This is a genomic window from Streptomyces otsuchiensis (assembly GCF_004305975.1).
In the GTDB taxonomy this organism is placed as follows: domain Bacteria; phylum Actinomycetota; class Actinomycetes; order Streptomycetales; family Streptomycetaceae; genus Streptomyces; species Streptomyces otsuchiensis.
Genome location: NZ_BHZI01000436.1, coordinates 1 through 2,913 on the forward strand (window position 1 = coordinate 1; position 2,913 = coordinate 2,913).

General features: G+C 68.7%; 3 protein-coding genes. All 3 read right to left on the reverse strand.

Annotated features, from left to right (window positions below):
* Nucleotides 1–26: 26 nt before the first annotated feature.
* The 3 genes from E0D90_RS24775 to E0D90_RS24785 all read right to left on the reverse strand — a co-directional run bounded on the left by E0D90_RS24775 (nt 27) and on the right by E0D90_RS24785 (nt 2,809).
* Nucleotides 27–773: a glutamine amidotransferase gene (locus E0D90_RS24775; protein ID WP_130800165.1), complete on the reverse strand. Its 747-nt coding sequence runs from the start codon at nt 771–773 to the stop codon at nt 27–29.
* Between the two features lie 19 nt (nt 774–792).
* Nucleotides 793–1,617 carry an N-acyl homoserine lactonase family protein gene (locus tag E0D90_RS24780; protein ID WP_130800166.1) on the reverse strand — a complete coding sequence of 275 codons (825 nt, stop codon included), beginning with the start codon at nt 1,615–1,617 and terminating at the stop codon, nt 793–795.
* Nucleotides 1,618–1,687: 70 nt separating this feature from the next.
* Nucleotides 1,688–2,809 (reverse strand): ABC transporter substrate-binding protein, encoded by a 1,122-nt coding sequence (locus E0D90_RS24785; RefSeq protein WP_103500710.1) that lies wholly within the window; start codon nt 2,807–2,809, stop codon nt 1,688–1,690.
* Between the last annotated feature and the right edge of the window lie 104 nt (nt 2,810–2,913).

Genomic DNA, 2,913 nt, shown 5'->3' on the forward strand with positions numbered 1-2,913 from the left:
GGTCCCCCCGTCTTCCGGCCCCCTCGTCAGTCGCCGGCGACCCAGGCCGCCAGCGCGCGCCACAGCGGGTCGTATCCGGACCACTCCATGAACGGCGGCGGGGCCCAGTGCGGCGACATGTCCGAGGTGAACACTCCCGTCCGGCCGTGGCCGGCCGCGCCGACCGCGATGAGCGGGTCACCGTTCACCCGGACGACCACGTCGCCGCCCGGACGCTCGCGGGTCCGGTTGTAGCCGAGCAGCGGCGGCCAGGTCTCGCCCACTCCGCCCAGCGCGGTGTGGTCCGGCGCCAGCACCTCGATCGCGGCGCCCTCGGGGTGCTCCGCCCGGTCGTCGGTCTCCAGGACCTCCACCGGCAGGATGTCGCCGATGGGGCTGCGGGCGTAGTTGGCCTTGGCGTCGACGCCGGAGAAGGACAGGTAGCCGCCGACCATCAGCAGTCCTCCGCCGCCCAGCACGTACTCGCGGATCAGGTCGAGCTTGTTCGGCTCGGAGACGCTGCGGCCGAACACGGCGCGGCTGAGCAGGAACGTGTTGGCTCCGACGTCACTGATGACGACGAGGTCGTAGGCGGCCAGCGCCTCGGCCGAGGCCGGGAAGCTGGTCTCTATGGTGTGCGCGGGGAGGTGGGTGACCTCCCAGCCGTCGCCTTCGAGGGCGGCCCGGAACTCCTGGCCGCCTTCCACGTACTCGGTGGAGGTGAAGCTGTCGAACCCCTTCTGGTGGATCATGTGAGTCGTCCACGACTCGCCCAGCAGCAGTGCCTTCTTCATGGTTTCTCTTCCTCGTCTCTCAGCCGATGGTGCCGCTGGGGTGTTCCTGGAGGAACTGCCAGTCGTGTTCGGGAACGATGACGTCGGCCTCGCGGTGGAGGCGCTCGTAGCCGGCCATCAGGTCCGGCAGGTCCCAGAAGGAGCCCATCGGCCAGTTCAGTTCGAGGTTCCGGTAGTTGTACATGACGTCGCTGGTGAGGCAGACGACCCCGATGTCGGTGGTCACCATGACGACCATGCAGCCCGGGGTGTGCCCGCCGATCTTGACGAGCCGGACGGCCGGGTCGAGTTCGTGGTCGCCGTCGATGACCTGGAGCCGGTCGCGGACCGCGTCCAGCTTGTAGGCGTACTCGGGGTAATAGAACATGCAGAAGTGCGGCGGGTGCGTGGCCTGGGGAAGCTCGTCCCGCTGCACGACGAACCGGGCGTTGGGGAACAGCTCGTTGTTGCCGACGTGGTCGAAGTGCAGGTGGGTCAGGACGACCACGTCCACGTCCTCGGGCCGCACACCGTGGCGGGCCAGGCCGGCGACCAGGTCCTGCTCGTCGGTCCTCGACGCGACGAAGTCGACCCCGTACCTGCTCTGCATCTCCGAGATCTCGTCGATGTCGCCGAGCCCGGTGTCGATGAGGATGGTCTCCTCGGTGCCCTCGATGAGCCACACGGGTACCGGGACCATGACGCCCGCGTGGACCGATCCGTCCCTGCGGACGATGTCGTCGCGGAAACCGAACGGGAGGCGGCTCTCCGGCGGGACGTCGGGGTGGATACCCGAGTTCAGCAGCGAGACCGCGAGCGAGCTCTCCAGCTCGCCGGTGACGATGTGGTGGATTCTCACGCCCATCGTGCGCTGTCCTTTCTGGCGTTGTGCGGATCTCCCGGGGCCGTGGGCGGCCCGGGAGACCACGGGTTGGTCAGTAGCCGGTCTGGTCGGCTCCGTACGCGTCCACGTACGCCTCCCACACGCCGGGCATCAGGAAGTTGGTCTCGGCGTCCACCTCGGCCGGGATCGCGTCGGTCTCCACGAGGTAGTTGTTGTCGCTCTCCCACGTGGCCTTCCAGTAGGACACGCCGTCGGCGTCGAGGATCATCTCCTCGGCGGCCTGGGCGTTCGGGGCGTACAGCTCGATGTTCTGCCAGTACTCCTTGAACCCCTCGACGGTCAGCCCGGCGGCGGTCTCCTCGTTGAGGCGGTCGGTGATGGTCGCGCCGCAGGCGTCGGTCTCGGCGTCGCAGTAGCGGATGATGCGGTGCATGACGTCGATGAACGCGAGCAGCTCGCTCTCCTGGTCCTCGACGAAGGACCGGGTGGTGACGGCGCCGTTGATCGGGGGTGCGGCGAGGTCGGGACCGGCGAGGCCGATGAGCATGCCCTGTTCGAGCGCGGTGCCGCGCTGCGGGACTCCGCCGAGGTAGGCGTCGCCGGTCCCCGAGAGGAAGGCGGCGAGCCCGGCGTCGGGGTCCATGTCCACGAAGGTGACGTCGGTGTCGCTCATGCCCACGGAGGCGAGCGCGTCGTTGATCTGCTTGCCCATGTCGGTGGAGAGCGTCGTGACGATCGTCTTGCCCGCGAGCGACTCGATCATGGCGGTGCGTGCCTCGTCGTGGTCGCCCAGCTCCTCTTCGAGGGCGTCGATCGGCTCCAGTGAGCTGTCGGGCCGGATCATCAGCGCGGAGCCCTCGGTGAAGGGGTTCCAGCCGTAGGCGTACACGACGTCCGGGTCGGCGTTGGCCACCGAGACGACCCCGGTGGTGTTGTTGACCGCGATGTCGACGTCGCCGGAGATGAGGGCGGGCATCGCCGCGTTCCAGGCGAGGGAGCGCAGGTTGACGTCGAGTCCCGCCTCCTCGAACCAGCCCATCTCCTGGCCGATGATCGGGAGGTAGGTGTCCTGGAACGGGGAGATCCCGACGTTGACCGTGGTGAGCCCCTCCGTGGAGCCCGTGCCGTCGGAGGAGTCGCTGGAGGAGTTGCAGCCGGTGAGTGCGACGAGCGCGAGGACGGGCAGTGCCGCCACGATGCGTGTCATCTTCATGGGTGGTCCTTCGGTTTACGGGCTCCGCTCGTGGGTGCGGTGCGTCTGTCGGTTCGGGTGACGCGTGCGGGGGTCTGTGCGGGTAGAGGGGGTCTGTGCGGGGG

Bases quoted from the DNA above. Each gene is read 5' to 3' on its own strand.
- E0D90_RS24775 (WP_130800165.1), bottom strand. From the start codon at position 773: ATGAAGAAGGCACTGCTGCTGGGCGAGTCGTGGACGACTCACATGATC.
- E0D90_RS24785 (WP_103500710.1), bottom strand. From the start codon at position 2,809: ATGAAGATGACACGCATCGTGGCGGCACTGCCCGTCCTCGCGCTCGTC.
- E0D90_RS24780 (WP_130800166.1), bottom strand. From the start codon at position 1,617: ATGGGCGTGAGAATCCACCACATCGTCACCGGCGAGCTGGAGAGCTCG.